We start from the raw sequence: 23,954 nt of genomic DNA on the forward strand, positions 1-23,954 counted from the left end.
ATGGCAAGTTCTGGGGCTAAGATCCGGGTCGCCGATCTCATCGCGCGTCTGCTGGTCGAACACGGCATCTCCGATGTCTTCATGCTCACCGGTGGCGGTGCCATGCATCTCAACGATGCGCTTGGACGCGAGCAGGGCCTGCGCAAGGTCTTCACGCACCACGAGCAGGCAGCCGCGATCGCGGCGGAGAGCTATACCCGCCTCTCGGGTCGCCCTGCGGCGGTCAACGTCACGACCGGCCCGGGCGGCGTCAATGCGCTGAACGGCGTCTATGGCGCCTATGTCGATTCGATCGGCATGGTCGTCGTCTCCGGCCAGGTGAAGCGCGAGACCTGCGCTCCCAACTTCCCGATGCCGTTGCGGCAGCTGGGCGATCAGGAAATCGACATCGTTTCGATGGTGCGCGGCATCACCAAGTACGCGGTGGTGCTCGACGATCCGCTGCAGGCGCGCAAGGTGGTCGAAAAGGCGCTCTACCTGTGCACCCGCGGTCGTCCCGGCCCGGTGTGGATCGACGTGCCGATCGATGTCCAGGCGGCTCCGGTCGACCCCGACGCGCTCGAAGGCTTCGATCCGGCCGAACTGGACGAGGCCGATGCGATTGCGACGGGTGAGGCGCCGAACAACGCAGCCGAGCTCGGCGCGCTGACCGGCGAGGCGCTCGATGCCGAAGTCGCGGCGATGCTGGCGGAGATCCATGCGGCCGAGCGGCCGGTGGTGCTCGTCGGCGCCGGCGCCCGCATCTCGGGCCAGCACGCGCAATTCCTCCGCTTCGTGGAGAAGCTCGGCGCGCCGGTCGTCACCGGATGGAACGCGCACGATGCCATGCCCGATGCGCACCCGCTCTATGCCGGGCGCCCGGGTTCGGTCGGCGATCGTGGCGGCAACTTCGCGGTGCAGACGGCCGACTACCTGCTGGTGCTCGGCTCGCGCCTGAACATTCGCCAGATCAGCTACAACTGGAAGGCCTTCGCGCGCCACGCTCGCATCGCCATGGTCGACATCGACCGGGCGGAGCTGGAGAAGCCTACCCTGTCGCTGCACCGGCCAATCCACGCCGACTTGCGCGACTTCTTCGCCGCGGCAGAGCGCGCCGCCGCTCCGGCCGTCGACAAGGCGGCCGAGCGCGCCGAGTTCCTGCGCTTCAGCCGCGAACGCAGCGCGCGCTTCCCGGTCGTCCTGCCCGAGTACTGGTCGGACGAAGGACCGATCAATCCCTATGTCTTCGGCAAGGTCCTGTTCGATCAGCTGGAAGAAGGTGACATCGTCGTTTCCGGGGACGGCACTGCCTGCGTCACCATCTTCCAGGTGGCGCAGATCAAGGATGGGCAGCGGCTCTACACCAACTCGGGCTGTGCCTCGATGGGGTACGACTTGCCGGCCGCGATCGGTGCCTACTATGCCGCCAACCCACGTGGCACGTCGGGCAAGCGGATCATCTGCCTGGCGGGCGATGGCTCGATCATGATGAACCTGCAGGAACTGCAGACGATTTCGGGGTCGAAGTTGCCGGTCAAGCTGTTCGTGCTGAACAATGACGGCTACCACTCGATCCGCCAGTCGCAGCAGAACCACTTCCCCGACAACATCGTGGGTTGCGGGCCGGATAGCGGGCTCACGTTCCCCGAGTTCGATCGCCTGGCCGGCGGTTTCGGCATCCCGGCGAGCAAGGTGAGCCGCGACGCGGACCTTGCCGCCGCCATTCGGGCGACGCTGGACAGCGAAGGGCCGCACTTGTGCGAGGTCATGATCGACAAGCGGCAGGAGTTCGCGCCCAAGCTCAGCTCGCGCCGGCTTGAGGACGGGACCATGGTGTCGCCGCCGCTAGAGGATCTCAGCCCCTTCCTGGAAACCGAGGTCCTGGCCGAGGCGATGGCGCCGTGCGAGGTCCTGCGGTGATCCGCCAGCTCATCTTCGATCTCGACGGCACCTTGGTCGACAGCTGTTCGATCTGCGTCCAGATCCTGAGCGGCATGCTGGAGGATCGCGGCAGCGACCACCGCATCGACACGGTGACGGCGCGGCCGTGGATGAGCGTGGGCGGTGCCGCGATGGTCGCCGCCCTGCTGGGGCCGGCATGCGGGGACCCGCAGCGCGAGATCATCGAGTTTCGTGCCCGCTATCGTGAGACGGTCACGCCGCCCGAAATGCTGTTCGACGGCGTGGCGGAAGGATTGGCGCGCCTTCACGACCAGGGTTTCACCATGGCGATCTGCTCGAACAAGCCGCAGGACTTGTGCGAGCAGGTGCTGCGCGACACCGGCATCGATGGTCTGTTCCGCACGGTAACGGGATTGCGCCCAGGCCTGCGCGCCAAGCCGGAGCTCGACCTGCTGGACGCCACCCTCAGCGCGCTGCGCTGCATGCCGGGCGAGTGCCTGTTCATCGGCGACAGCGAGATCGACCATCACGTGGCCGACCGTGCCGGCATCCCGTTCGTGTTCATGTCCTATGGCTATGCCGTGCCCGAATACGAGCCCGAGGAAAGCGTGAGCTACGACTGCTTCCTGGCAATGAGCGACTCCATCTTGCGCCGCGCGCTCGCCGCACGCGCGGCCTGACGGTCGGCCAAGCCATGCTCGACCCGCGCGTGGCGCAGGCGCTTGCGGCCTCGGGCCGTCGCGTCGTCATCACCGGTGCCGGCGGATGGCTGGGCCTGGCGACGCTCGACAGCCTCGCATCCGCGCTTGGCCCGCAGTTCGCGCGCAGGATTCGCGCATTCGGCTCGTCGGCGCGCACGCTGCACCTTCGCGATGGCATCGACATCGAGCAGCGCCCCCTTGCCGAGCTCGCCGCCCTGTCCGCGGCGCCGACGTTCGTGCTCCACTTCGCCTTCCTGACCAAGGATCGTGCCGAGGAGATGGACGAAGCCGCCTATCGCACTGCCAACGAGGCCATCGGCGACCAGGTCCTGGCGGCGCTGGAGCCGATCGGCGCCGAGGCCGTGTTCGTCGCCTCGTCGGGTGCGGCCTACAAGGCGCACGATGCCGCTGCCTCTCCGGCCATGCGACTCTACGGCGAGCTCAAGCTGGCCGAGGAGGATCGCTTCGTCGCCTGGGCCGAGGCGCACGGCAGGCGTGCGGTGATCGCACGGATCTTCAACGTCACCGGGCCCTACATCAACAAGCACCAGGCTTATGCTCTGGCCAGCTTCATCCTCGACGGTCTGGCCGGACGCCCGATCGTGGTGCGGGCGCCGCGCGAAGTCATGCGCGGCTATGTCGCGATCGACGAGCTGATCTCGCTCGCTCTTGCCGAAATGGCCGCAGCGCCGAGCGGTGTCGTGCGCTTCGACTCTGGCGGACAGGCGCTCGAGTTGGGCGAAGTGGCGCATGTCGTAGCCGGTCACTTCCCCAGGGTTACGGTGGACCGGGCGCCGATCGTCGAGGACGGGCCGGACCTGTATTTCGGGGACGATGCGGCTTACCAGGCTCGGCTTCGCCGCCACGGAATCGTCGCCCAGCCGCTGGCCGAGCACGTCGCCAAGACCATTGACTATCTTCGTGGCGGTCAATAGCAGCGCGAGGGATGCGGGGACGACACATGAGGCAGGTCCGGCGCCTGGGTGGGGACTGCTGCCAATGCGGCTTGCAAGCGGAAACGTCATGAAAAAACAGAGCTTTCGGCCCGCTGCGGTGCGCGGCGTCGTGCCCTCGCGCAAGGCGCTGGCCGCCGCTCTCGCGATGGTGGCGAGCTTCGCATTCGTCGGCGAGGCGATGGCTCAGGCGATCGTCGTCGATGCGCGATCCATTCCGGGCGGCTCTCCCCTTCAGGGCCAGGGGGCATCCGGCGCGTCGGCGGCGCAGCCGGCCAGTGGCTCGGAGGAGCTGCCGTCTTCGGTGAGTACGGGCGTCAGCGCGACCCCGGCTTTCCGTGCCGGCAATATCGGCTCGGCGACCGTGAACGCGGCCGATGCCGAGCTCGCGGCGCAAGAGGCTCAGCAGTCCAGGCTGACGCGGCCGCGCACCGCACCCAAGCCCAACGAGTTCGAAGTCTACGTGCGTTCGGCCATCGGTCGCAGGATACCTCGCTTCGGTGAGGACCTGCTGGTGTCCCCGGCGACGAACTTCAACGTGCCGGCGACCAGCACGATCCCCGGCGACTACCCGGTCGAGGTGGGCGACACGATCTCGGTCAACACGACCGGCTCGGTCGAGGGCAGCGCCGACTTCATCGTTGATCGCAACGGCGAGATCTTCATGCCGAGCGTCGGCAGGGTCAGGCTGATCGGCGTGCGCAACCGCGATCTGCGCGACCGGATCGCCGGGGCCATCGGCACGAAGTACCGGGATTTCGAGGTCACGGTCAGCATCAAGCGGCTGCACGGCCTGCGGGTCTACGTCACCGGCTTCGCCAATCAACCCGGCGCCTATAACGTCAACAGCCTGTCCACCCTGGTCAATGCGGTCCTGGCCGCCGGCGGTCCGTCCGCAGGCGGTAGCTTCCGCTCGATCAAGCTGTATCGCAACGGCCAGGAAGTCCGCGACTTCGATCTCTACGATCTGGTGCGCGGGGGCGACCGCAGCCGCGATGCGATCCTGCAGAACGAAGACGTCATCTTCATCGCGCCGGTCGGCCAGCAGATCGCGGTGATCGGCAGCGTCAACGAGGAAGCGATCTACGAAGCGCGGCCCGGTGAGTCCGTGGCCGACATGTTGCGCATCGCGGGCGGTGCCAGCACCCTGGCGGACTCCTCGCGCGCCATCCTCTACAGCCTCGATGACAAGGGCACGGTCGGCAGCCGCGAGTTGATCCTGGGCGACATCGCCAGCCGGCCGGTCACCGGCGGCGACATCGTGCAGGTCCTGTCGCAGGGCTCGCTCGCCTTCCCGCTGGAGCGCCAGTCGGTGGTGGTGCGCCTCGAAGGCGAAGTGAACCGCCCGGGCAACTACTTCGTGGCGCCCAATACGCCGCTGTCGCAAGTGATCGAGCAGGCCGGCGGCCTGACCTCGCGCGCTTACGTGTTCGGCACCAAGCTCACCCGCGTCACGGTGCGCGAACAGCAGCGCGAGGGCTACGCGGAAGCGCTCGATCAGCTCGAGACGATGCTGGCCTCGGCGCCGCTCAGTTCGGATCAGCTGATCGCGGCGGGCGAGCGCGAGTCCCAGCTGCGCGCGGCGAACGCCTTGCTCGACAAGCTGCGCCGCAGCGAGCCCGACGGGCGGCTGGTCCTGGATCTGCCGTATGCGTCCACCACCCTGCCCGGCGACCTGCTGCTGGAGAACAACGACAGCATCGTCGTCCCGCCGCGGATCGACACCATCGGCGTATTCGGCGCGGTCTATCGTCCGGCCTCGTTCCGCCTGGGCACGGCGCCGGCGCGGGTGCGGGAGTACGTCGAGCGCGCGGGCGGGGCCACTCGCTTCGCGGACAAGCGCAACATCTTCCTGGTCCGCGCCAACGGCGAGGTGCTGACGCGCAAGAATGGCGCGCTGAACGCGCGCGTCTATCCGGGCGACGTGGTGTTCATGCCGGTCAAGGCGCAGTCGTCGTCGTTCTGGGCCAAGCTGCGTGACATCACCCAGATCGTCTTCCAGCTCGGCCTGGGCGCGGCAACAGTCGCGGCGATCAACTGATGACGCCTCGCCCCAGTCTGGTCGGCCGCATCTCGCATAGCCCGGTTTTCCGCAACAACGCGGCGCGCCGGGCCATCGTGGTGGTGCTGGTCGCGATCTGCGCCGTGCTCACGCTGTTCCCCGAGAAGCAGCATGGCGTGGTGACGCTGGCGCCGACCGATCCGAGCACGCTGGGCCTGGGTGACACGCTGATGCAGTTGGGGGCCGGCAACTCGGTCTTCGGATCGCAGGCGGCGATCGACCTGACGTTGAAGATCGCCCGCAGCGTCGAGGTGCGTCGGACCGTGGCCAAGCGCCTCGATCTCGAGAAGCGCCTCGAGCAGGATCAGATCCACGTGATGCGTTGGCTGGACGGGAAGGTGATCGTTCGCGCGTTGCGCGGTGGCATCATCCAAATCGAGACCAAGGATCGAGACGGCGTGTTCGCACGCAATCTCGTGGCCTCCTATGCCGACGCCATCCGCGACAATCTCGGCGTGATCTCGCGCCAGCAGACCAGCTACAAGCGCCGCATCCTGGAAGACCTGCTGAACAGCGCGAGCGCCCGGCTCGACCGCGCCCAGGCGGCTTACGACACCTTCCGCCGCTCGTCGGAGTACGGCGATCCGCAAAGCGCCGTCGCCCAGGTGGCGGGTCGTATCCCGGCGCTGGAGCAGGAAATCCTCGACAAGGAGCGCGGCCTCATCGCCCTGCGGCGGTTCGCGACAGACGCCAATCCGCAGATCCGCACGGTGCAGGCGGACATCGCGGCCCTGCGCGCGCAACTGGCGCAAGCCAAGTCCGAGCAGGTCAACAAGGGTTCGCTGGCGGCGGTGATCGATCAGTCCACCCGTAACCAGCAGCTGCGCCGCGAGCTCGATGTCTCGCGTGAGCTGTACTACAGCTATCGGCGCTTCCTGCAGGGCACGACGGTCGAGAACCTGACCTCGAACGCCAACATGCGCATCCTCGAGCCCGCCTACATCGATCCGGACCGGCAGTTCAACTTCGGCTTCCTGGCGCTGGGCGTGCTGATCGCGCTGGTGGGGCTGGCGGTGGAGTTCTACCGCATCCGTCCGCCGGTGGGCGACACCGCGCTACCGGCATGAGCCTGCCCGTGGGGACCGCGCACCCCCCGCTCGACCAGGCAGCCGGGCACCAGACCGACGTCTCGGTGGTGATCCCCTGCCGCAACGAGGAGGCCAATGCCGAGGCGATCGCCGCGGCGGTCATCGCCGAGCTCGAGCCGCTGGATGTCACCTTCGACATCATCTTCATCGACAACGAATCCGTCGATCGCACGGTCGAGATCATCCGCGCCATGTGCGCGCGTGATCCGCGCATCCGCCTGATCATCAACACCCGCAACTTCGGGCAGATGCGCTCTCCCACACACGGCATCTTCGAAGCACGCGGCAGGGCGGTAATCGGCATGTGCGCCGACTTCCAGGATCCGCCTGCCTTGCTGCCGCGCTTCATCGAGCGCTGGCGCGCGGGCATCGACATCGTCCTTGGGGTGCGCGAGTCCGAGAAGTCGGGCTTCATCCTCGATACCACGCGCAAGCTGTCCTACACGCTGGCGCGCAGCTTCGGCGATCACGCGATCATACCAAACGCGACCGGCTTCGGCCTCTACGATCGCAAGGTCGTCGATGCGATCAAGGCCATGAACGAGCCCGAGCCGTTCTTTCGCGGGATGCTGGTGGAGACCGGCTATCCGCTGGAGACGATCACCTATCATCGGCCGGTCCGGGCGCGGGGCAAGTCGAACAACAACTTCTTCGCGCTGCTGGACTTCGCGGTGGGCGGCCTCACCGCCTCGTCCAAGCGCCTGCTGCGGGTGCCGCTCTACCTGGGAGTGCTGGGCGCCGTGGCGACGCTCGTCATGGGCATCGGCGGCGTGATCGCGTTCTTCGCGCACCGCCCGATCGCCGGCTGGTTCATCGCCATGGTGCTCCAGGCCCAATTCGCGCTGCTGTTCGGTTTCCTGGGCCTGATGGGCGACCACATCCGCCTGATCTCCGAGCGCACGCGCCGCACGCCGCTGGTGCTGGAGCGCGAGCGTGTCAACTTCCCCCAGGATTACTGACGTGCTGGCCCGGTTCCGGAGCGAGCGGGTGATCGAGATTTTCCGCTACTACCAGGCGGGGGTGGTCAACACGCTGTTCGGCCTGGGCGCGTACTGGCTGCTCCTGTGGCTTGGGCTTGGCCCATATGCCGCCCAGGCGATCGCTCATGTCGCGGGCATGGCCTTCAACTATCTCACCTATAGCCGCCACGTGTTTCGCGATGCGGGACCGGCCAAGGCCCGCTTCGTCCTGTCTTACGCCGTCAACTACGTGCTGAGCGTGGCCAGCCTGGCGCTCATCATGCGCCTGATCCCCAACCCGTACATCGCCGGCATCGTCTCGACGTTCCTCGTCTCGGTCGTGAACTATTTCGCGCTCAAGTTCGTCGTGTTCAGGGCCCGGCCCTCGTGAGCGCGGCACCGCGGGACCGTGCGCCCGGCCAATGGATCGAGCATGTGCTGGCCGGCGCGATCCTGGTGTGCGGGCTGCTGGTCGCCTACCACACGGTCAGCGAAGGCTACTTTCCGGCACCCTTCTTCTACGACAGCGACGACACCTTCCGCGACTGGTTCAGCACGGCGATCTGGGCGCATGAGAAGGGCGCCTATGACACGTGGTTCTCAGTCTATCCGCCGCTCAGCTTCGTAATCCTCAAGTTCACCGGCCTGCCGGCCTGCTACGAGTTCGCGCCGCTTTCCACCATTCGCGACTGCGACTGGCTGGGGCTGGTCGTCATCCACGTCTTCTATGTGCTGAATGCCGTGCTCGTGTCGGTCATCTTCATGCGGATCGACCGGCGCACCGCGCTTCCCCGGGCCTTTGCGTTCACCGCCGGCATGCCGATGCTGTTCGGGCTGGAGCGGGGCAACATCATCCTGCTGACCATCACCTGCGTCATGCTGGGGTGGGGGCCGCTCATTCGTTCGGCGCGCTGGCGCTGGGCGTACATCGGGCTCACCGTGAACTTCAAGGTCTACCTGATCGCGGCGGTGCTGGTGCAACTGGTGAAGCGCCGCTGGCTGTGGGTCGAGGGCGCGGTGATCGGCACGATCCTGGTCTACGTCATCTCGTACATCATTTTCGGCGAGGGCACTCCGGGAGAGATCGTCTTCAATCTCTTCAACTTCGCGCAAGGGTTCTATTCGACCGAAGCCACGGTGCTCTCGATCTGGTACGCGAGTTCCCTGAACGCCTTGTACAACGTGCTGACATCGTCGTCCGCACCGGTCACCTTCCTTCTGGGCGAGCAGCTGACCAACCAGCTGACGCTGGCGGTGCTGCTGATCATGCGGAGCGGACAGTTGCTGGCGCTGTTGGCGATAGTTGCCGCATGGATCCGCCCGGAAGTGGTGTCGCCCCATCGGCTGACCATGCTCGGGCTGGGTTTCGTCATGATCGTGCAGGAGAACCCGCCCTACGCGCTGCCGATCCTGTTCTTCTTCATCTTCATGGAGCGCTGGAAAGGCTGGCTCGTGCCTCCGGCGATCGCGTTGACCTATCTGATCTCGCTTCCGGGCGAGCTTGCCCTCGGGCCGGGGTTCTGGACCTTCGAATTCAGCTATATCGGCAACCGCTTCGTCGCGATCGAGCGCAGTCTGGCCCTTGGCATGTTCCTGAGGCCATTGGGGCTGATGCTGATCGTGGCGCTGTTCTCGCTCGACACGCTTGTTGCGGTCTGGCGCGATGTGCGTCAGGAGGGCTGGGCCCAGCGCTGGCGGTTCCGCAACGATGCGCCGATCCTGCCGCGTGTCCGCCCCCCGGTGTTCCGCGCGCCCGGTACGGCGAAGGGCGCGCAAGGGGCGGTATGACTGGCTTGAGCGATGCGCCATCCGATGACTGCTGATCCGATGAATGCGATAGAGGCTGAGAGTTCGACCGGACCGGCGGCATCCCGAACACTGCCGCGCGTGCTGGCTGTCGATCTCGACGGCACGCTGCTGCGCTCAAACATGCTGCACGAGACGTTCTGGTCGGCCTTCGCCAGCGACTGGCGCACGCCGTTCGGTGCGGCCGCGCGGTTGGGCAAGGGCAAGGCGCAGCTCAAGGCCTACTTGGCCGAGCGGTCTTCCGTCGATGTCAGCGTGCTCCCCTATGACGACGAGGTGATCGCCTTCATCCGCGCCTGGCGCGAGCAGGGCGGACAGGTGGCGCTCGTCACCGCGACCGACCAACGCCTCGCCGACGGGATCGGCGCACACCTGGGGCTGTTCGACGAGGTGTTCGGCTCGGATGGCGTGCGCAACCTCAAGGGACCGAACAAGGCGGCGTTCCTGGTCGAGCGCTATGGCGCCGGCAACTACGCCTATGTCGGCGATACCCATGCCGACCACGAGGTCTGGCGCCAATCGGGCCATGCCGTGGTCAAGAGCCGCTCGGGCCGGGTGCGGGCGCGGGCGCAGGCACATGCCAGCTCGCACGCGATAGAGCCGCCGGCCGGCAGCGCGCTGGGGCTGATCAAGGCACTGCGGCCGCACCAGTGGGCCAAGAACGTGCTGGTGTTCCTGGCCATCGCCGGCGCGCACAAGCTGCTCGATCTCGATCTGCTGTCGCGCGCGGTGGCCGCCTTCGTGGCGTTCAGCCTAGTCGCCTCGAGCGTCTACCTCGTCAACGACCTGCTCGATCTCTCGGCCGACCGGGCCCATGCCAGAAAGCGCAAGCGGCCCTTCGCCAGCGGAGCGGCGGCGATCGAGCTGGGCCTGCCGGTCACGGTGCTGCTGCTGGTCGCCGGGTTCGCGGTGGCGGCGCTGCTGGGGCCGATGTTCCTGCTGACGATCGGGATCTATTTCGTCGCCACGACGGCCTATTCGCTGTCGCTCAAGCGCTACCCGATCATCGACATCTGCGTGCTGGCGGGCCTCTACACCATCCGCGTGCTGGCGGGCGGCGTCGCCACCGGGCTGCCGATCTCGGTCTGGCTGCTGGCGTTCTCGCTGTTCATCTTCTTCTCGCTGGCGGCGGTGAAGCGCCAGGCCGAGCTGGTCGATGCGGTGAAGGCCGGCAAGCTCACCATCCATGGGCGCGGCTACCATCCGGAGGACCTGGAGCTGGTCTCGCAGCTCGCCACCGGCTCGGGCCTGGTGTCGGTGCTGGTGATGACCCTCTACCTCAGCTCGGATGCGGTGACGCGGATCTACCATCGTCCGGAGGCGCTGTGGGGGGTGACGCCGGTGCTGCTGTTCTGGATCAGCCGCGTCGTGTTCAAGGCGCATCGCGGCGAGATGCACGACGATCCCATCGTGTTCGCGGCCAAGGACAAGGTCAGCATGATCTGCGGCGTGCTGGTGCTCGGCTTCGCGATCGCGGCGACGATCCCGTGAGCCGGTCTTCGTTGACCCTGCCCGCGCTGGTGCTGCGCTACGCTATCTTCGCGGTGATCGCGACGGTGGCGAACCTGGGCACCCAGCGGCTGATCATGCCGCTTGCCGAGCGCATGCCGGCATGGCTCGACGGCCTGATCCCGCCAGCCCTGTTAGCGACCGGGGTGTTCGGTGCGGCCCTGGTGCTGGGCACCTTCGTCGGGCTGGTGATCAAGTACGTGCTCGACAAGAAGTGGATCTTCTTCGACGCCGGCACGGGCCTCAAGCAGCACGGCGCCAAGTTCGGGCTCTACACCGCGATGGGGCTGGTCACGACCGCGATCTTCTGGGGGACGGAGAGCCTGTTCTGGTTCGTCTGGCACACCCAGGCGATGCGCGAGCTGGGCGCCGTTCTGGGCCTCGCGGTCGGCTATGTCGTCAAGTACCGGCTCGACCGGCGGTTTGTCTTCACGGACGCCGTCCTGCATCGCGGAGCCGTGGCATGAAGCTTTCGGGCTGGGGCCGCCATCCGGTCGCGGAGTGCGAGGTGGTGCGGCCCCGCGACCCTGAGGCGCTGCGCCAGGCGCTCGCCGTCACGTCGGCCGATCTGATCGCGCGCGGCAATGGCCGCGCCTATGGCGACAGCGCGCTCAACCCGGCGCGTACGATCGACATGCGCGGCTTCGACCGCATCCTCGGCTTCGACTCCACGACCGGCCAGGTCATCGCCGAGGCGGGCGTGCTGCTGGCCGACCTGATCGAGGTGTTCCTGCCGCGCGGCTGGTTTCCGGCGGTCACGCCGGGCACCAAGTTCGTCTCGATCGGCGGGGCGATCGCCTCCGACGTCCACGGCAAGAACCACCATGCGCACGGCTCTTTCGGCCAGTTCGTCGACTGGATCGACGTGCTCGGACCCGATGGCGTCGAGCGCCGCGCCAGCCGGGACGAGAACGCCGAGCTGTTCGCCTGGACCGTCGGCGGCATGGGCCTCACCGGCGTGATCCTGCGCGCCGGAGTGCGGCTGACGCGGGTCGAGACCGGGTGGATCCGCCAGACCATGCTGCCCGCGCCCGACCTGGCGACCGCGATGGACCTGTTCGAGCGCGGACAGGATGCGACGTACTCGGTGGGGTGGATCGACTGCCTTGCGACCGGCAGGGCAATGGGCCGTTCGCTGGTCATGCTGGGCGAGCATGCCACACTGGACGAACTCGGCGAGAAGGAGCGTCAGGACCGGTGGGTGCAGCAGCCCAAGCGCAAGAAGGCGGTGCCGCTCGACTTTCCCAGCTTCGCGCTGAACTCGGTGTCGGTGCGCGCCTTCAACACGTTGTACTACGCCAACGGGCGGCGCCAGGCGGGATCGGCGCTGATCGACTACGACAGCTATTTCTACCCGCTCGACGCGATCCTCGAATGGAACCGCATCTATGGCCGCAAGGGCTTCGCGCAGTTCCAGTGCGTGATCCCGCTGGCCGCGTCGATGGCCGGGCTCACGGCGCTTTTGGGCGCCATCGCGCGTTCGGGGCAGGGCTCGTTCCTGGCGGTGCTCAAGCGCATGGGCGCGCAGGAGAGCCGCTTCTCGTTCCCGATGGAGGGCTACACCCTCGCGCTCGACTTCCCGATGCGGCAGGACACGCCGGCTCTCTTCGCAGAGCTGGAGGCGATCGCCATCGACCACGGCGGGCGGTTCTACCTCGCCAAGGACAGCCTGCTTACCCCCGAACGCCTGCGCCGGTCGGACGGCCGCACCGCCGCCTTCACCCGCATGCGCGAGGCGAGCGGCGCGGATGCGCGGTTCCGCTCTCTGCAGTCGGAGAGGCTGCGGCTGTGATCTGCCAATGGCAGCCTCTAAACGGGTTGGGTCAGTCCCACTCGCCCGTTCTCACGCCCCCAACTCATCGCAAGCCACAAACGCGAGATAACTCATGAACAAGACCGTCCTCGTCATCGGCGCGCGATCCGACATCGGCATTGCCGTCGCGCGGGCCTACGCCGCCAAGGGCTACGATGTGCAACTCGCCGCCCGCAACGCCGCGTCGCTGAGCGCAGACCGGCAGGACCTGGTCACGCGCCATCATGTCGGCGTCACCCTGCACGAAGTGGACGCGCTCGATCTTGCCAGCCACAAGGCCTTCGTCGACGACTTGCCGGTGCTGCCCGACGTGGCGGTCTGCGCGGTGGGCTACATGGGCGAGCAGGCGCGCAACGAAACCTCGCTGGAGGAAATGTCGCGCGTCATGCGCAGCAACTTCGAGGGGCCGGCCAGCCTGTTCTCCGTGCTGGCCAACCGCATGGTCGCGCGGAGGTCTGGCACGCTGGTGGGCATCAGCTCGGTAGCGGGCGAGCGCGGCCGCGCGGCGAACTACGTCTACGGCTCGGCCAAGGCGGGCTTCACCGCGTTCCTTTCCGGGCTCCGCAATCGCCTGGCGAAGGACAAGACGGGCGTGCACGTCGTCACCGTGCTGCCGGGCTTCGTCTACACCCAGATGACCCAGGGCATGGACCTGCCGGCCAAGCTCACCGCGCAGCCGGCGGAACTGGGCACCGCCATCGTCAAGGCGGTGGAAAAGGGCAAGGACGTGATCTACGTGCGCCCGGTGTGGCAGGGCATCATGCTCGCCATCCGCAACATCCCCGAGTTCCAGTTCAAGAAGATGAGCATCTGACCACCATGGACACGGCCGAGCGCCTTTCTCCTCGCGCGAGGATGCTGGCGCTCGGGCTCGTGTTCCTCGTCGCGCTGCTGCTGCGGCTGAACGGCATTGCCTACGGGCTGCCCGCGCTCAACGATCCCGACGAGCTGATGTTCGAGATGGGCGCGGTGCGGCTGCTGAGCGGGCCGACGCTGAACCCCGGCTGGTTCGGCCACCCGGCAACAACGACGATCTATCTGCTCGCGGTGTTGAACGCGCTGGTCTTCGCCGGGGGCTGGGCGCTCGGCTATTGGACCGGTCCGGAGGCGTTCGCCAAGACCATCTACGTCGATCCCAGCTGGGCGATCCTGCCCGGTCGTCTGGCGATGGTGGCATTCGCGCTGTGGAGCATCTGGCTGACCTGGCGCCTGGCGCGGGAGCTTGCCGGCGAGCGGGTGGCGCTGGCCGCCGTGGCGGTGCTGGCGGTCAGCCCGCTGCACGTCACCTATTCGCAGATCATCCGGTCGGACATGATGGCGGTGTGCTTCATGCTGCTGGTGGCGCTCGCCGCCTTGCGGATCGCTCGGGGTGGCGGGCGGCGCGACTTCGTGCTGGGCGCGCTGTGGCTGGGCCTGGCGATCGTCACCAAGTGGCCCTTCGCGGTAGCCGGCGCGGCGGTCGCGGGTGCCTATGCCTTGCGTGTCTCGCGCGGCGAGGAGAGCCGCGGCGGTGCCCTGCGCAAGCTGGCCGCGTTCGGTCTACTGGCGGGCGCATTCGGCCTGTTGATCTCGCCGTTCATTGTGCTCGACTACCCTGTGCTGCTGCGCAACCTCCAGGGCGAGGCGCAGCCGCATCATCTGGGCGCGACAGGCGGGTCACCGCTCGCCAATGCCTGGTGGTATCTCTCCGGCCCGATCCTGAGCAGCCTCGGCCTCGCCGGAGCGCTTGCCGCGGCATGGGGGCTTGGACTGCTGGCGCGCCGGCACGAGGCGCTGGCGGTGCTGCTGACCGTGCCGGCGCTGTTCTTCGTGCTGTTCTGCTTCCAGCGGCTGATCTGGGAGCGCTGGGCCGTGCCGCTCACGCCCGCGCTGGCGATTGCGGCCGGAGCGGGGCTGGTCTGGCTGCTCGACTTCGTGCGCGGGCGCTTGTCCGCCTCCCTGCGCACGGCGACCATGACGCTGCTCGGCCTGGCCGTGATTGTGCCGCAAGTGAGCCAGGCCCTGACCGACGCCAGGGTTCGAAACAATGACACCCGCCAGCGCGCCGCCGCCTGGGCCCTGGCGCACATTCCGGGGGGCAGCACGATCCTGGTCGAGCACTTCGCCTTCGATCTCCTGCAGGGCCCCTGGCAGTTCCGCTTCCCGGTGGGCGATGCTGGCTGCGTCGACGTGCGCGGGCTGCTGGGCGGCAAGACCCAGTACAGCCAGATCCAGCAGGCGCGCGACCAGCGCTCCAACGTCGACTACGGCACGATGAACCCAGGCATGCGCGGCACCTGCGGCGTCGATTGGGCGGTCCTGACCCAGTACGGCCGCTACCGTGCCGAGCGCGCGACGTTCCCGCGCGAGTACGCCGCCTATGCCGACTTGCTCAGCCGCGGCACCGTGGTCGCCAGCTTCGCGCCCGAGCCGGGCCGCAGCGGCGGGCCTCCTGTGACGATCGTCCGCTTCGAACGCGGCCTGGACGGTCAGCCCGGCTTCCTGCCGGCCATCCAGGAGTAGGCACGCAGCCAGGGCGCGTCGGGGCGGGCCGGGCGGCGCAGGACGACGATGACGAGAGCACCCAGCGCAGCCAGGGCGATGGGCGAGATCGTCCACAGCTGCATCTCGTGGGTGATGATCGGCACCCCGTACCAGTACTGGCGCAACCCGCTCCACAAGTAGTTCGAGGTGGCGATCCAGCTGAGCAGGACGGCGATCGGCAGCTCATACCGGCCGGCGCGCGCCACGAAGCGCGGCAGGACCATGGCGTAGGCGAGGCCAAGGGCGACGCCGTCGTAGTCGTAGGTGTACGGGCTCGTCATCAGGCACACGCACACGGTCAGCGCGAACACGGTTTCGGTTCGCGCCTTGCGCCACCAGGCCAGCGCCACCGCAAGCACCAGGGCGGCGGCGCAGGTCAAGTGGACGACCATGGCCGCGACCGCCGGCACGCCGAACCGGTGCAGCGCGGCGAAGACCGTCAGCATGCGCTCCAGCGGGTAGAAGCCGGTCCACAAGTATTCGCTGGCCGTGCTGGTGCCCTTCTGGAAGGCTGGCCAGATCTCGACCCCCAGGACCAGCGTCGCCACCGCGAACGAGGCGGCGATCAGCACGACGGCGCGGACCATGGCGCCCCAGCGACGCTCGATCAGCGCCAGCAGGCCGATGCCGGCGGCCAGGTGCGGCTTGAAGATCATGGCGCCGAGCGGCCAGCCGGCCTTGGCGGACCGCTCGCGCAGGAAGACCAGGAACCAGCCGATGAACGCGGCACTGAGGAAGCCGGCCTGCCCGCCCTTGCCGTTGATGATCAGCGAGGGCAGGATCACGAACAGCGCGGGGATCGTCGCTCGCCCGGCGAGCCGCACCATCGCGGCGTAGAACAGCAGCCACGTCACCGCCATGAACAGCAGGTAGGCGGCCCAGATCGGTAGCAGCCCCAGCAGGCCGACCAGCATGGTGAACGGCGGCGGATAGGCCCAGGGCATGAACGACCAGTTGCGGGTCTGGACGATCTGCTCCAGCTTGAGCGTGGGCCAGTCATACGTCTCGATCGCCCGACCGGCGGCGACCATGCGGCCGACGACATGGTAATCGTTGAAGTCGGTGAGGATGGGCGGGACCGGCGCGTCCAGGCGGTGCTGGAACAACCATGCCTGGAGCGCGAAGGCCGCGAAGGCGATGGCCATGACGACCAGATGCTGTCGGATCCGAAGGGCCTGGAAGATGCCGAAGCTGCTTTGACGATCTGGTGCCGACATGGCGGTAGTGCTGGTTTCGTTCACAGGTATCCCCGATGTGGCGGCGGCCTTATCCCCGCGCATCGTACGCCGCAATACGCATCCGACCGGTGCGCCCTGGCGCGCGTCGGCTGCACTCTGGAGCCTGCCTGTTCAAGCGTGCCGCTCCCGGGCGGAGCGGAGATACCAAGGCGAAGTGCCGCAGGCACGTGGCTGTTGGCTTGACGCGCAGACCCTATATGCAGCGAAGATGAGGCTGGGCGCGCGGGTGGGGCAGGGCCACCGCCAGCCATGTGGAGAGATCGATGACCGCAGCTGAAACCACCCGTTCGCACAAGCGCCAGTCTCGCTCGCAGGCCGACTTCCAGGGGGCCATCGCCGCCCGCATCCGGGACTCGCTGCTGCCCGGCGATGGGCCGATCGAGGCCGAATGGGTCCAGGCCGCGGCCAGCTTCCTGCTCGACGCCGCGCAAGAGCGGCGCGTGGGCGAGCCGGCGATCGCGCTGGATTCAGCGACGGACGGCGGCGGACGGCGCCACTTGCGCATCGCGCTGATCAACGACGACATGCCGTTCCTGGTCGATTCGGTGGCGAGCGTGATCACGGCCATGGGCATCGCGATCGATCGCCTGGTCCACCCCGTCGCCGCCGCCCTTCGCGATGGCGAGGGCAGGCTGACCGGGCTTGCCGCTGCGCATGAGGACGGGACGCCCGACGGCGCCATTGCCGAATCGATGATCTACATCGAGACCGAGCGCGTCGATGCCCGCCTGCGCCGCGAGCTGGTGCAGGCGCTCGGCTCGGTGCTGGGCGACGTGCGCGCGGCGGTCGGTGACTGGCCCAAGATGGTCAAGCTGCTGCAGGAAGATGCGGCGCGTATCGAGAACCCGGAAGGTGCGGCCCTGCTGCGCTGGTTCGCCGACGGCAACCTGACGCAACTGGGCCATCTCACCCGCAAGCGCGACGGCGGTCACGCGCAACGGCTCGGGGTCTGCCGGCGCAGCGCCAAGGTGCTGCTGGGCGAAGTCAGCTATGAGCGCGCCTTCGCGGCTTTCGACCGGATGCTGAAGGACGGTGCCGAAACCACGCCGATCGTGCTCAAGGCCAACCGGGTGGCGACCGTCCACCGCCGGGTGCCGCTCGACTTGTTCCTGGTGCCGGTGGTGCAGGATGGCGCGGTCACGGCGATCTCGGTGCATGCCGGGTTGTGGACCAGCGCCGCGCTCGCCGCTTCGGCCGAGCAGGTGCCCGGCGTGCGTGAGCAGCTGCGCACGATCAGCGAGCGCTTCGGCTTTGACCCGAGCGGCCACACCGGCAAGGCGCTGCGTCACGCGCTGGGAGCCTTGCCGCACGACCTGCTGGTCAGCTTCAGCGATGCCGACGTCGAGCGCGTGGCGACGACGATGACCAGCCTGGTCGACCGTCCGCGTCCCCGGCTGCTGCTGGTCGAAGCGCCACTGCGCCGTCACCTGCTCGCGTTCGTGTGGCTGCCGCGCGACTTGCTCTCCTCGCAGATGCGCGGCCGCATCCAGGCGCTGATCGAGCAGAGCCCCGGCGTCGCCGTGCTCGACTGGAGCCTGCAGGTGGAATCCGGCACCCTCGCGATGCTGCGCTACGTGCTCGACATCCGCGAGGCGGACCCCGCGCCCGGCAGCCTGCCCGACGAGGCCGAGCTCGACCGTCAGCTGCGCGTGCTGCTGCGCGGCTGGAGCGAGGCGGTGGAGGCCGCGATCGTCGCGGAGGGCGAGGGTTCGCGCGCGGTGGCGATCACGGCTCGCTATGCCGAGGCGTTCCCGATGGGCTACCGCACCGACTACGGCGCTACCGAGGCCGCGATCGACATCCGCCACTTGCGCCGGCTCGCCGGAGCGGAGGCGGAGATCGCCTCGGGCCCGCACAGCCGGCGCGACGTGCGGCTCTATAGCCTGCCAGCGGATGGTTCGGAACGGCTGCGGCTGAAGATCTACCAGAACGAGGGTTCGCTGCCCTTGTCCGACGCGGTGCCGGCGCTGGAGGCCTTCGGCTTCCGCGTGCTGGAGGAGATACCCACCGCGCTCGACCGTGGGCAAATGGGCACGATCCACGACTTCCTGCTCGAGCTGCCCGCCGGCGGCGAGGCTGCGCCGCTGCTGGAGCGCGCGGAGGCGATCGAGGCGGCCTTCGCCGCGGTCTTGAACGGCGTGGCGGAGAACGACAGCTTCAATCGGCTGGTCATTGCCGCCGGGCTCGGCGCCGGTGAGGTCGACTGGCTGCGCGCGTTCTACCGCTACTTGCGCCAGACCGGGATCAGCTACACGATCCAGACCGTGGTCGATGCCCTGGCGCGTTCGCCCGAGATCACCCGGGGACTGATCGCCCTGTTCCGCGCGCGCCACGACCCTGCGTTCGCGGGCGATCGCGCCGAGGCAGAGGAGCAGGCGTCCGAGGCGATGCGGACGGCGCTGGCCGGGGTCGCCGCGATCAACGAGGACCGCGTGCTGCGCCTGTTCCGCAGCCTGGTCGAGGCGATCCTGCGCACCAACGCCTTCGCGCCTGCCGCCGCCCCGAACAACGGACACGGGGCGCTGGCGTTCAAGCTCGATTCCGCGCTGGTGCCCGGCCTGCCCAAGCCGGTGCCGTGGCGCGAGATCTTCGTCTACTCGCGCCGGGTCGAGGGCATCCACTTGCGCGCCGGCCCGGTCGCGCGCGGTGGCCTGCGCTGGTCCGACCGCCGCGACGACTTTCGCACCGAGATCCTGGGCCTGATGAAGGCGCAACGGGTCAAGAACGCCGTGATCGTCCCGACCGGCGCCAAGGGCGGGTTCTATCCCAAGCTGCTCCCCGATCCCTCGCGCGACCGTCCCGGCTGGGCAGCCGAGGGCCAGGCATCGTACGAGATCTTCATCCGCACGCTGCTGTCCGTCACCGACAACATCGTCGACAATGCGGTCGTGCATCCGGAAGGCGTGGTGATCCGCGACGGCGAGGACCCGTACTTCGTGGTCGCCGCCGACAAGGGCACCGCCAAGTTCTCCGATGTCGCCAACGGCATCGCCATCGCCCACGACTTCTGGCTGGACGACGCCTTCGCCAGCGGCGGCTCCAAGGGCTACGACCACAAGGCCATGGGCATCACCGCCAAGGGCGCCTGGCTCTCGGTCCAGCGCCACTTCCTGGAGCAGGGCGTGGACGTGCAGACCGACCCGGTGCGCGTGGCGGGCTGCGGCGACATGTCGGGCGACGTCTTCGGCAACGGCATGCTGCTGAGCAAGTCGCTGAAGCTGGTCGCCGCCTTCGACCACCGCCACGTGTTCCTCGATCCCGATCCCGACCCGGCGAAGAGCTGGGCCGAGCGCCAGCGGCTGTTCGACCTGCCGGTCTCCAGCTGGGACGATTACGACAAGGCACTGATCTCCAAGGGCGGTGGGGTGTTCGCCCGGTCGATGAAGCGCATCCCCTTGAGCGCCGAGATCCGCGCCGCGCTCGACATCGAGGCGACGGAACTGGAGCCCGAGGCGCTGATCTCTGCGATCCTGCAGGCGCCCGTCGATCTGCTGTGGTTCGGCGGCATCGGCACGTACGTGAAGTCTTCGGCCGAGAACAACGCCACCGTCGGCGATCCCGCCAACGATGCTGTGCGGATCGACGGGGCCCAAGTGCGCGCCAAGGTCATCGGCGAAGGCGCGAACCTGGGCACCACGCAGGCGGGCCGAATCGAGTTCGCGCAAGTCGGTGCGGGTGGCAAGGGTGGCCGGATCAACACCGACTTCATCGACAACTCGGCCGGCGTCGATTGCTCGGACAACGAGGTCAACATCAAGATCGCGCTCGCCGCCGCCAAGCGCGCGGGCAAGCTGACGGAAGCCGGCCGCGTCAAGCTGCTGCGCCAGATGACCGACGATGTCGCCGCGCTGGTGCTAGAGGACAACCGCCTCCAGGCCCTCGCCCTGTCGATCGCCGAGCGTGGCGGGGCGGGCGCGATCCCCTCTTACCTGCGGCTGATCGAGACGCTGGAGGAGGGCGGCAACCTCGACCGGCGCACCGAGGGACTGGGCGACAACGACACCCTGTCGCGCCGCGCGGTCGATGGCCGCGGGCTGACCCGGCCGGAGCTGGCGGTGCTGCTCTCCAGCGCCAAGCTGGTGCTGCAGGATGCGATCGAGGACAGCCCGCTCGCCGCCGATCCCAGCATGGAAGGCGTGCTGCTCGCCGCCTTTCCCAAGGCGATGCAGAAGAAGTTCGGCAGCTTCATCAAGGAGCACCGCCTGGCGGGCGAGATCGTCGCCACCAAGCTCGCCAACCGCATCGTCAACCGGCTGGGCGTGATCCATCCGTTCGAGCTCGCCGAGGAGGAAGGCGCGACGCTGGGCCAGGTCGCCGCGGCGTTCACGCTCGCCGAGCGCCTGCTGGGTCTCGACACGCTGTGGGAGCGGATCGAGACCGAGGCGATGCCGGAGACCGCGCGTCTCGCTCTGTTCGACCGGATCGCCCACGCCGTGCGCGGGCACATGGCAGACTTGCTGCGCGTTGGGGCAGGGCGGGTCAGCCCCACTGCCTTGATCGCGCAGCTGGGCAAGTCGGTCACCGCCCTTGCGACCGACACGCGCGACTTGCTGGGCGAGAGCGGCCGCGCGCACTCGGCGCGGATCAGCGCGGCGCTGGTCGAGCAGGGCGCGCCCGAGGCCGAGGCCACGGCGGTGTCGCACTTGTACGACCTCGACGGCGCGGTGGGCATCGCCGCGCTCGGCGATCAGACGGGCATCCCTGCGCGAGAGCTGGTGGGAGCCTTCATCCGGCTGGGCGCTGCCCTTGGCCTCGACTGGGCCCAGACCAGCGCCGCGGTGATGAGCCCGTCCGATCCCTGGGAGCGCCTGCTCGTCGCCGGCCTCGCGCGGGATTTCCAGCAGATGCGGCTCGAGTTCCTGGGCGAGCTGGCCAAGGGCAAGGCCAGGCGGGATGATCCGCTCGCCGCGGTGGAAAGCTGGATCGAGGCGCATGGGACCGCGATCAAGGCGTTCCGCGCGATGGTCGAGCGTGCCGAGGGCGCCACGGCCGTGGCGCCGGCGATGCTGGCCCAGATCGCCAGCCAGGCGCGCAACCTGCTCTCGCGGCGCGTGGGATGAGCCGTCCTCCCCGGCACGGGGAGGGGGACCGCGCGAAGCGTGGTGGAGGGGAGTCTCGGCATCTCCGGAGCTCGCCGGCAAGCTAGTGTGAGGACGCGAGTCCCCACCACCCCTCGCTGCGCGAGCGGTCCCCCTCCCCGGTCCGGGGAGGACAAGATGCACTCAGATCCTCCCCTGCAAGGGGAGGTGGCGCGCCTGCTAGGCGTGACGGAGGGGTGTCCCCGCTGGTGGAGTGCGCGACCGAGAGGGTTACACCCCTCCACCACCAGCTACGCTGGCGGTCCCCCTCCCCTTGCAGGGGAGGATCTGGAAGGCACGGCTTTTCGCCCGCGGGCGAGTGCGGGATAACGCCGGGTAAGATCGAAACGTCGGACGTAAGCGGCCGGCGCAGCCCTGGCGCGACAGGGTTGGCTCGCAGCTTCCAGTATTGCGAACGTCCGGCGTGGGAAGGCGTAAGCGCCACCGGATCGGCCCTGATACGCGAAGCGCCGGCGAGACGGGCTCGCAGCTTGCCGCCGGCCTCTCGGGTGAACGAGAGCAAAGGCTTCGCATGGTTGCAGACGCCCGTCGAAAGCGCCGGCCGCAGGTGGTGCGGGCAAGAGCGACAGGCCTGAAAGCCGCTCGTCTGCATCCGACCTGTTGCGGCGTGTAACCTATGTGGTTCAAATTGTCAAGCGTCATCGTCGTCCCGGGCTTGACCCGGGACCGGTTCCGACGGTGACCGCCCTATCAGCATAAGCGCTTCGCCGGCAGGTTCATCGCTTCCGCAACCGGACTCGGGTCGAGCCCGGGTCGACGATGGCCCGCTCCCTCACTCCAGCGGCAGGGCCGGGCTGCGCTTGATCGTGTCCAGCACGATCACCGACTGCACGTCGCGCACGCCCTTGATGCGCACGATCGATTTCAATGTGATCTGCCCCAGGTGCTCGACGTCGCGGGCGATGACATGGAGCAGGTAATCGCGCTCCCCGGTCACCGCATGGCAGGCGATGACGTAGGGGTTCTCGGCGATGGCCTGCTCGAACCCGGCGATGTTGGCGTCGCTGTGCGCGTCGAGGTTCACCAGCACATAGGCATCGAGCGCGAAGCCCAGCTTCCGGGCGTCGAGCATCGGCGCATAGCCGCGGATCACTCCCTCGTCCTCCAGCCGCTTCAAGCGGCGGCTGACCGGGGTTGCCGACAGCGCGGTGCGCTCGGCGATCTGCGCCACCGGCATGCGCGCATCTTCCTGCAACGCGCCGATGATCTTGCGGTCGAAATCGTCCAGCTGCATGGATCCACTCTCCTGTACGCTGATCTTGGTGGAATCCACTTCAGATGCAAGTGCCGCAAGCCAACTCTGCACGGAACTGAAGCCGGCTGTGTGGCATTGTAAACGAGTGAAGACACCGCTGTCCCCCAAGAGCACGAGCGGGCTTCGTGGAGAGTATGCCGAGGCCGCCGACGACTTTACCGTCACGCAAGGATGGCACGGCTACTCGCCCGAGGCGCACGACCGCTGGCGCCGGCTCTATGCCGCGCAAAGCGCGCTGGCGCGCCGCTACGCCGCGCCGCAATTCGTCGAAGGGCTCGGCAAGCTCGACTGCGCCGACGGCATCCCGCGCTTCAAGGATGCCAATGCGGTGCTGCAGCCGGCGACCGGCTGGACGCTGGTCGCCGTGCCCGGCTTCATCCCCGACGCGGTGTTCTTCGACCACCTCGCGCATCGCCGCTTCCCGGTGACCCGCTGGCTGCGGGAGGAGCACGAGCTGGACTACCTGGTCGAGCCGGACGTGTTCCACGACTTCTTCGGCCATGTGCCGATGCTGCTCGATCCGCACATGGCCGATTTCCTGGAAATGTACGGCCGGGCCGGGGAGAAGGCGATGGCAATGGGTGCGCTCGACATGCTGGCGCGCATCTACTGGTACACCGTGGAATTCGGACTGGTGCGCGAGGGCGCGGGGCTGAAGGTGTTCGGGGCCGGCATCGTCTCCTCGGCGGGTGAGACGGTCTATGCGATCGAGGATAAAGCGGTGCTGCGCCTGCCGTTCGACCCGGTGCGGATCATGCGCACGGCCTATTCGATCGACAGCTTCCAGCAGAATTACTTCGTGCTCGACAGCCTGGACCAGCTGATCTCCGGCCTCGTCGATCTCGATTTCGGACCCATCTACGAGCGCTGGCGCCACGAGGCGCCGCTCCCCGCGGGGCAATTGCAGCCGGGCGAGCAGGCGTTCGCGGCTGGAGAGCAAACCGCATGACCTCTTCGACAGCCCGCTGGTCTTGGGCGGCATCCACCACGTCGCGCACCCGCAAGGCCGCGCGCCATGCCGCCTGGCTGCACGAGAAGATCGCGGCGCCAACCGAGGGTTGATGGCT

Annotated in this window: 17 protein-coding genes; 15 read left to right on the forward strand and 2 right to left on the reverse strand. The window is 68.1% G+C overall.

The features are described 5' to 3' along the window. From HNO88_RS03570 to HNO88_RS03630, 13 genes are all read left to right on the forward strand, one after another. Nucleotides 1-1,899, forward strand: coding sequence for a thiamine pyrophosphate-binding protein (locus HNO88_RS03570; protein ID WP_184242699.1), 1,899 nt, complete (start codon nt 1-3; stop codon nt 1,897-1,899). Then, nucleotides 1,881-2,561, forward strand: coding sequence for an HAD family hydrolase (locus HNO88_RS03575; protein WP_184242700.1), 681 nt, complete (start codon nt 1,881-1,883; stop codon nt 2,559-2,561). The genes HNO88_RS03570 and HNO88_RS03575 overlap by 19 nt, the downstream gene beginning before the upstream one ends. A 14-nt stretch (nt 2,562-2,575) precedes the next feature. Continuing rightward, a complete protein-coding gene (locus HNO88_RS03580; protein ID WP_184242701.1) occupies nt 2,576-3,517 on the forward strand; it encodes an NAD-dependent epimerase/dehydratase family protein in 942 nt (313 codons plus the stop codon). 88 nt (nt 3,518-3,605) lie between these two features. Then, nucleotides 3,606-5,576, forward strand: a complete 1,971-nt coding sequence (locus HNO88_RS03585; RefSeq protein ID WP_184242702.1) for an SLBB domain-containing protein — start codon at nt 3,606-3,608, stop codon at nt 5,574-5,576. Then, complete coding sequence (locus HNO88_RS03590; protein WP_184242703.1) at nt 5,576-6,664, forward strand: GumC domain-containing protein; 1,089 nt, start codon at nt 5,576-5,578, stop codon at nt 6,662-6,664. The genes HNO88_RS03585 and HNO88_RS03590 overlap by 1 nt, the downstream gene beginning before the upstream one ends. Next, entirely contained in the window at nt 6,661-7,644 is a 984-nt protein-coding gene (locus HNO88_RS03595; protein WP_184242704.1) for a glycosyltransferase family 2 protein, read from the forward strand. Before HNO88_RS03590 ends, HNO88_RS03595 begins: the two co-directional genes overlap by 4 nt. Before the next feature lies 1 nt (nt 7,645). Further along, a complete protein-coding gene (locus tag HNO88_RS03600; RefSeq protein ID WP_184242705.1) occupies nt 7,646-8,035 on the forward strand; it encodes a GtrA family protein in 390 nt (129 codons plus the stop codon). Further along, on the forward strand, nt 8,032-9,432 hold the full coding sequence (locus HNO88_RS03605) for a hypothetical protein (RefSeq protein WP_184242706.1): 1,401 nt from the start codon (nt 8,032-8,034) through the stop codon (nt 9,430-9,432). The genes HNO88_RS03600 and HNO88_RS03605 overlap by 4 nt, the downstream gene beginning before the upstream one ends. A gap of 24 nt (nt 9,433-9,456) precedes the next feature. Further along, the gene (locus HNO88_RS03610) at nt 9,457-10,941 is read left to right on the forward strand and encodes a UbiA family prenyltransferase (RefSeq protein ID WP_221419804.1); all 1,485 of its coding nucleotides are present in this window, start codon (nt 9,457-9,459) and stop codon (nt 10,939-10,941) included. Further along, the gene (locus tag HNO88_RS03615) at nt 10,938-11,426 is read left to right on the forward strand and encodes a GtrA family protein (protein WP_312856983.1); all 489 of its coding nucleotides are present in this window, start codon (nt 10,938-10,940) and stop codon (nt 11,424-11,426) included. The genes HNO88_RS03610 and HNO88_RS03615 overlap by 4 nt, the downstream gene beginning before the upstream one ends. Further along, nucleotides 11,423-12,751 carry an FAD-binding oxidoreductase gene (locus tag HNO88_RS03620; RefSeq protein ID WP_184242707.1) on the forward strand — a complete coding sequence of 443 codons (1,329 nt, stop codon included), beginning with the start codon at nt 11,423-11,425 and terminating at the stop codon, nt 12,749-12,751. Before HNO88_RS03615 ends, HNO88_RS03620 begins: the two co-directional genes overlap by 4 nt. A 94-nt stretch (nt 12,752-12,845) precedes the next feature. Next, a complete protein-coding gene (locus HNO88_RS03625) occupies nt 12,846-13,586 on the forward strand; it encodes an SDR family oxidoreductase (RefSeq protein ID WP_184242708.1) in 741 nt (246 codons plus the stop codon). A gap of 5 nt (nt 13,587-13,591) precedes the next feature. Next, entirely contained in the window at nt 13,592-15,274 is a 1,683-nt protein-coding gene (locus HNO88_RS03630; RefSeq protein WP_184242709.1) for an ArnT family glycosyltransferase, read from the forward strand. On the opposite strand, the gene HNO88_RS03635 is transcribed toward HNO88_RS03630, so the two are convergent. After that, a complete protein-coding gene (locus HNO88_RS03635; RefSeq protein ID WP_184242710.1) occupies nt 15,241-16,512 on the reverse strand; it encodes a glycosyltransferase family 87 protein in 1,272 nt (423 codons plus the stop codon). The two genes, HNO88_RS03630 and HNO88_RS03635, sit on opposite strands and share 34 nt — an antisense overlap. 284 nt (nt 16,513-16,796) lie before the next feature. Here HNO88_RS03635 and HNO88_RS03640 point away from each other — a divergent pair, with 284 nt between their 5' ends. Further along, nucleotides 16,797-21,593, forward strand: a complete 4,797-nt coding sequence (locus tag HNO88_RS03640) for an NAD-glutamate dehydrogenase (protein WP_184242711.1) — start codon at nt 16,797-16,799, stop codon at nt 21,591-21,593. 811 nt (nt 21,594-22,404) lie between these two features. Here the strand turns inward: HNO88_RS03640 and HNO88_RS03645 are convergent. Continuing rightward, complete coding sequence (locus tag HNO88_RS03645) at nt 22,405-22,866, reverse strand: Lrp/AsnC family transcriptional regulator (protein ID WP_184242712.1); 462 nt, start codon at nt 22,864-22,866, stop codon at nt 22,405-22,407. 106 nt (nt 22,867-22,972) lie between these two features. Between HNO88_RS03645 and phhA the strand changes: the two genes are divergently transcribed. Further along, nucleotides 22,973-23,836: a phenylalanine 4-monooxygenase gene (phhA, locus tag HNO88_RS03650; RefSeq protein ID WP_184242713.1), complete on the forward strand. Its 864-nt coding sequence runs from the start codon at nt 22,973-22,975 to the stop codon at nt 23,834-23,836. The last annotated feature ends 118 nt before the right edge of the window (nt 23,837-23,954 follow it).

The organism is Novosphingobium chloroacetimidivorans, from assembly GCF_014204535.1.
Classification (GTDB): domain Bacteria; phylum Pseudomonadota; class Alphaproteobacteria; order Sphingomonadales; family Sphingomonadaceae; genus Novosphingobium; species Novosphingobium chloroacetimidivorans.

Coding starts and splice junctions, on each gene's coding strand:
- HNO88_RS03620 (WP_184242707.1), top strand. CDS start 11,423: ATGAAGCTTTCGGGCTGGGGCCGCCATCCGGTCGCGGAGTGCGAGGTG.
- HNO88_RS03610 (WP_221419804.1), top strand. CDS start 9,457: ATGACTGCTGATCCGATGAATGCGATAGAGGCTGAGAGTTCGACCGGA.
- HNO88_RS03635 (WP_184242710.1), bottom strand. CDS start 16,512: ATGTCGGCACCAGATCGTCAAAGCAGCTTCGGCATCTTCCAGGCCCTT.
- HNO88_RS03630 (WP_184242709.1), top strand. CDS start 13,592: ATGGACACGGCCGAGCGCCTTTCTCCTCGCGCGAGGATGCTGGCGCTC.
- HNO88_RS03625 (WP_184242708.1), top strand. CDS start 12,846: ATGAACAAGACCGTCCTCGTCATCGGCGCGCGATCCGACATCGGCATT.
- HNO88_RS03570 (WP_184242699.1), top strand. CDS start 1: ATGGCAAGTTCTGGGGCTAAGATCCGGGTCGCCGATCTCATCGCGCGT.
- HNO88_RS03640 (WP_184242711.1), top strand. CDS start 16,797: ATGACCGCAGCTGAAACCACCCGTTCGCACAAGCGCCAGTCTCGCTCG.
- HNO88_RS03585 (WP_184242702.1), top strand. CDS start 3,606: ATGAAAAAACAGAGCTTTCGGCCCGCTGCGGTGCGCGGCGTCGTGCCC.
- HNO88_RS03645 (WP_184242712.1), bottom strand. CDS start 22,866: ATGCAGCTGGACGATTTCGACCGCAAGATCATCGGCGCGTTGCAGGAA.
- HNO88_RS03590 (WP_184242703.1), top strand. CDS start 5,576: ATGACGCCTCGCCCCAGTCTGGTCGGCCGCATCTCGCATAGCCCGGTT.
- HNO88_RS03595 (WP_184242704.1), top strand. CDS start 6,661: ATGAGCCTGCCCGTGGGGACCGCGCACCCCCCGCTCGACCAGGCAGCC.
- HNO88_RS03580 (WP_184242701.1), top strand. CDS start 2,576: ATGCTCGACCCGCGCGTGGCGCAGGCGCTTGCGGCCTCGGGCCGTCGC.